Here is a 5,554-nt window from a genome sequence, read left to right on the forward strand (position 1 = left end):
CACCGGAGTTATTTTATGATGATGAAAATAACTATTTTATCATCGTTTGGGCTTCTACTGTACCTTTTCGTTTTCCGAAGGGGCAGGAAGATGAGAACAATAACCATCGCCTGTACTACACTACTACTAAAGATTTTAAAACTTTCAGTCCCTCAAAGCTTTTCCTTGATCCGGGTTTTAGTGTGATTGATGCAGAGATCGTAAAGCGGGCAAAAAATGATTACGTGCTGGTAATGAAGGATAACACCCGGCCAAACCGCAATATCCTTGTGGCCTTCAGCAACAATCCTTTAGGGCCTTATAGTAACTATACGCCGAGGTTTACCGAACCCTACAGCGAAGGCCCGAGCATGACCAAAGCAGGCGATAACTGGCTCATCTATTATGATTCGTACCGTTTAAAAAGATACGGCGCTATGCGCACAACCGACTTTAAAACTTTTACCGACCTGGCCGATAGCGTAAGCGTACCCGTAGGGCACAAGCACGGTACCATATTTAAAGTCACCAAAAAACAGCTTGCGCAGCTTTTACAGGCGGCCGGGCAAACCCAAGGAGCTAAACATGAATAAGTTCATCATCATATTGTTTTTTACATCGATGGCCTGTAGCGTCAATGCACAGGATACCGTGCATTATAGCGGTAATACGGTTGCCAATGTCGATTATCATCACGGGCAGTTAACCCCGGTAATCGGTGTGCACAGCAAACAGATCTTCCGGGCCAATCGTGAACATCCTGAACTGGCCGATGGCTTTGGTTTTACCTACAACCATGCGCCCATGCTGGCTTATTGGAACAATACATTTTATGTAGAATACCTGAGCGATAAGGTAGGCGAAAGCGTGCCGCCGGGACAAACCCTGCTCATGACCTCAAAAGATGGCGAAGCCTGGTCGAAGCCAACAGTGGTTTTTCCTCAGTATAAAATACCTGATGGTACTACTAAAGAGGGGCACCCCGGCGTGGCGAAAGACCTGTATTCGGTGATGCACCAGCGGATGGGTTTTTATACTGCCAAATCAAAACGGCTGCTGGTACTGGGTTTTTATGGTATTTGTTTAGATGGTCATGATGACCCAAATGACGGATTGGGTATTGGTCGCGTAGTGCGCGAGGTTTTGCCGAATGGCAAATTCGGGTCGGTATATTTTATCCACTATAACCCAAAATGGAACGAAAAGAATACCTCATATCCTTTTTATAAAACCAGTAAGGACAAAGGCTTTGTACAGGCTTGCGATGAGCTAATGGCCAACCCGCTGATGATGATGCAGTGGGTCGAAGAAACGGATAAAAAAGACCCCTTGATCCCGCTGCATAAGGATTATAAGGCGTTCAACTTTTATCACCTGCCCGATGGCCGCGTTGTTGGTTTATGGAAATACGCGCTTACAGCTATCAGTACCGATAACGGCAAAACATGGCCCACCAATGCCGCCCGCGCACCACGTTTTGTAACTGCCAACGCCAAGATCTGGGGGCAGCGCACATCCGATGGTAAGTATGCTACGGTATATAACCCTTCAGAATTTCGCTGGCCGCTGGCTTTGTCAGTAAGTAAAGATGGATTGGATTACACTAACCTGCTGCTGGTTAATGGCGAGATCAGCACCATGCGTTATGGCGGTGCCTATAAATCCTACGGTCCGCAATATACGCGCGGTATCGAAGAAGGGAACGGTATCCCGCCGGATGGCAAACTTTGGGTAACCTACAGCATGAACAAAGAGGATATCTGGGTATCGTCGATCCCGGTACCGGTCACCGAAAAAGCGGATGCACATGCCAGTGAGGTTTTTAATGAACTGCCTGCCGGCAAAGAATTGGAGAAATGGAACACCTACAGCCCGCAATGGGCACCCGCAGGTATCGATAAAGACGCCAATGGTGAACGCGCCCTCACCCTGAAAGACAGCGACCCTTTTGATTTTGCCAAAGCCGAACGCGTTGTGCCAGTCTCCAAAAAATTAATGACCGATTTTACCATCACCGCCGGGCAAAACAACACTGGTATGCTGGATATCGAATTTCAGGACGAAAAAGGTACCGCTGCCATCAGGCTTACGCTTGATTCGGCAGGGCAATTCAGGACCAAAGCCGGGTATCGCAATAAAAACTTCATGAAGTATGAAGCCGGGACTCAGTATCATATAGTGATCAAGCTGAATACCGATACCCGCTTTTACACCGTGAATGTAAACGGCAAGGATGTGCTTACCGGCCTGTTTTTCGCGCCGGTGCTGAGTGTAAACCGGGTGGTATTCCGTACCGGAGATATCAGAAGGTTTCCGGATGCAGATACACCAACCGATCAGGATTTCGACCGGCCAAACGCCGGGGAAGCCGCAAAGCAAGCCGTTTTCTATATCAAATCATTTAAAACAAGTAATTACTAATAATGCTGCGCCTCATAAAATATTGTTGGTTGACGATCTGCCTGTTGAGCTCCGGAATTGCCCGGGCGCAGGTGGTTTTGCCTAAAATATTGGGCAACAATATGGTATTGCAGCGCAATGCTCCCGTACCCGTTTGGGGCACCGCATCTGCTGGCGAAAAGGTAACTGTAAAGTTCAATAAACAAATAAAAACAACTACTGCCGATGCATCTGGCAAGTGGATAGTAAAACTTGATGCCATGCCGGCATCCGCCAAACCGTCAACATTAACGATATCTGGTACGAATACGATCAAGCTGGAAAATATTTTGGTAGGAGAGGTGTGGCTCTGTTCTGGTCAATCTAACATGCAGTACGAAATGCGCAAGAACAGTAAAGTGAAAAAGCCTGATACCAGCACCGTAAATTCACCTGTTGATGAATTGGACCGCGCGCATAACCCACGGATCAGGATTTTCCTTACTACGCAGAAAAACCTGTTAAAGCCCGATTCAACCCATTCGGGATGGAGTGTTGCTGAAGATTCCGCTTTGAGGGCTTTTTCGGCTGCGGGGTACTTCTTCGCTAAAAACCTGCAGGCCGATCTTAAAGTACCCGTGGGTATTATTTCATCGGCAGTAAGTGGCAGCCGTATCGAGCCCTGGGTATCGCAGGAGGGCTTTGATGCTATTCCGTATTTCAAGGCGAACAATATCAAGATCGACGGTGATCCCGGTAAGTTTTATGCCAAAATGATTGAACCTGTTGCGCCCTTTGCGCTGAAAGGTTTTTTATGGTACCAGGGCGAAAGTGGCTGTTTTTTAGGTGAAACCATCAGCTACACCTATAAAATGGAGGCGCTGATCAACAACTGGCGTAAGCTTTGGGGCGATAAAACGCTGCCATTTTATTATGTGCAGATAGCGCCGTATTACTATACCCTGGGAAAAGGCCCGGTAACCTACACGCCATTTACCGAACCTGAATTGCGCGAAGCGCAAACCACTGCCTTGCAGATCCCACATACCGGCATGATCATCACCACAGATCTTAATGATGATCTAAAAAACATCCATCCACCCTTTAAATGGGAGATAGGCCGGCGTTTAGAACTACAGGCCTTGGCAAATACCTACAAGCAACCTGTAGTTTTTTCGGGCCCGGTGTATAAAAGCATGAAAATAAGCGGCAATAAGGTCATCCTGGAGTTTGATCACGTTGGTGTTGGATTGGTAAGCCATGATGATAAGCCGCTTACTGATTTCACCATTGCCGGTACTGATGAGAACTTTGTCACCGCCGATGCTACAATAAAAGGCAATACGGTTGAAGTATCTGCCGCATCTGTTGCCAAGCCTGTAGCCGTGCGTTTTGCCTGGTCGGAAACCGCACAGCCCAATTTTTATAACAAAGATGGCTTGCCCGCTGCCCCCTTCCGCACAGATAACCCTTTGAAATTTACCTTAACTGCTAACTAAATATACTAATGAGATCTGCCTGCTTTAAAATATGGATTGTTTTGCTGTTTGTGATAAGCGGGTTAACAGCCCATGCCCAGGAAACGCAAAAGCTATTCCTGTCGGGTACAGGGAGCGACCATACCGTAAACTGGCAGTTTTTCTGCACCGGAGGGAATAACTCCGGTAAATGGACAACTATCCCGGTGCCATCAAACTGGGAGTTTCAGGGCTTTGGCAAATACAATTACGGGCTTGCAAAGGATAGTTTAAAGGGTAAAGAACAAGGGCTTTATAAATACGAGTTTAAGGTGCCGGTATCATGGCAGGGCAAGGCTATCAATATTGTTTTTGATGGCTCCATGACCGATACCGAGGTGAAGCTAAATGGCAAATCGGCCGGGGCAATTCACCAGGGGGCATTTTACCGTTTCAAATATGATGTGAGCGCTTTGCTTAACTATGGCAAACCGAACCTGCTGGAAGTAACAGTATCCAAACATTCTGCAAATGCATCAGTAAACGCAGCCGAACGTAAAGGGGATTTTTGGGTATTCGGCGGGATTTTCAGGCCTGTGTTTTTGGAGGCGTCGCCAAAATCCCACATTAGCTGTTATGCCGTTGATGCCAAGGCCAATGGCAACTTAAAAGCACAACTCAGGTTGACATCAGTAAAGAACGGCACAGTAACAGGGCAGGTTTATACGCTGGCCGGGCAAAAATTTGGCGCGCCGTTTTCTGTGAAGGTTAATGCCGGCGATACCGTTGCCAATATCAGTACGCATCTTGTTTCGCCAAAATTATGGTCGCCCGAGTTTCCTAACCTGTATCATCTGGTGTTTACGCTGAACGAGAATGGCAAGCCTGTTCACATGGTGAAGCAACGCATCGGCTTCCGCACCGTTGAATTACGAGAGCATGACGGTATTTATGTAAACAATGCAAAGATCAAATTTAAAGGGGTAAACCGTCATTCGTTTTGGCCGACCACAGGCAGGGCGCTTAATAAAAAGATCAGTGTTGAAGATGTGCAGCTGATGAAGGATATGAACATGAACGCGGTGCGCATGTCGCATTACCCGCCCGATGATCATTTCCTGGACGTATGCGACTCATTAGGTCTTTTTGTATTGGACGAGCTCACCGGCTGGCACCACGCTTATGATGATGTGGTAGGTTCAAAACTAACTAAAGAGCTTATCGAAAAAGACATCAATCACCCATCCATTGTGATCTGGGATAATGGTAACGAGGGTGGCTTCAACTTTAATCTTGATCATTGGTTTGACGAATTGGATATTCAAAAACGCCCGCTGATCCATCCCTGGGGTATCTTCCGCGGAACAAATACGCAACATTATATTAACTACGACTACGGTACCAATACCGGCATAAACGGGCACGATATATTTTTCCCGACCGAGTTTTTACACGGATTGTATGATGGCGGCGGCGGTGCGGGGCTGGATGATTTCTGGAAACAGATGTGGCATACCCCTATCTCGGCGGGTGGTTTTATCTGGGATTTTGCAGATGAAGCTGTGGTTCGCACCGACAAAAACGGAGAATTGGACAGCGATGGCGACCATGGCCCCGACGGCATCATCGGCCCCTATCATGAAAAAGAAGGCAGCTATTATGCAATCAAAGAAATCTGGAGCCCGGTATATCTCGAACCGCGTGAAATAACTTCTGCATTTAACGGTACACTGCGTTTA

General features: G+C 47.1%; 3 protein-coding genes and 1 pseudogene. All 4 read left to right on the top strand.

Annotation, left to right across the window (positions count from 1 at the left end; translation table 11 throughout):
* Positions 1–572: pseudogene (locus VF500_RS08560) on the top strand (arabinosidase); the annotation flags it as partial.
* Positions 565–2,400: a six-hairpin glycosidase gene (locus VF500_RS08565; RefSeq protein WP_330859276.1), complete on the top strand. Its 1,836-nt coding sequence runs from the start codon at positions 565–567 to the stop codon at positions 2,398–2,400. The pseudogene VF500_RS08560 and the gene VF500_RS08565, both read left to right, overlap by 8 nt.
* Before the next feature lie 44 nt (positions 2,401–2,444).
* Positions 2,445–3,857, top strand: a complete 1,413-nt coding sequence (locus VF500_RS08570; protein WP_330859277.1) for a sialate O-acetylesterase — start codon at positions 2,445–2,447, stop codon at positions 3,855–3,857.
* An 8-nt stretch (positions 3,858–3,865) separates the two neighbouring features.
* A partial coding sequence (locus VF500_RS08575; protein WP_330859278.1) for a glycoside hydrolase family 2 protein occupies positions 3,866–5,554 on the top strand: 1,689 nt, incomplete at its 3' end.

The organism is Mucilaginibacter sp., from assembly GCF_036383575.1.
In the GTDB taxonomy this organism is placed as follows: domain Bacteria; phylum Bacteroidota; class Bacteroidia; order Sphingobacteriales; family Sphingobacteriaceae; genus Mucilaginibacter.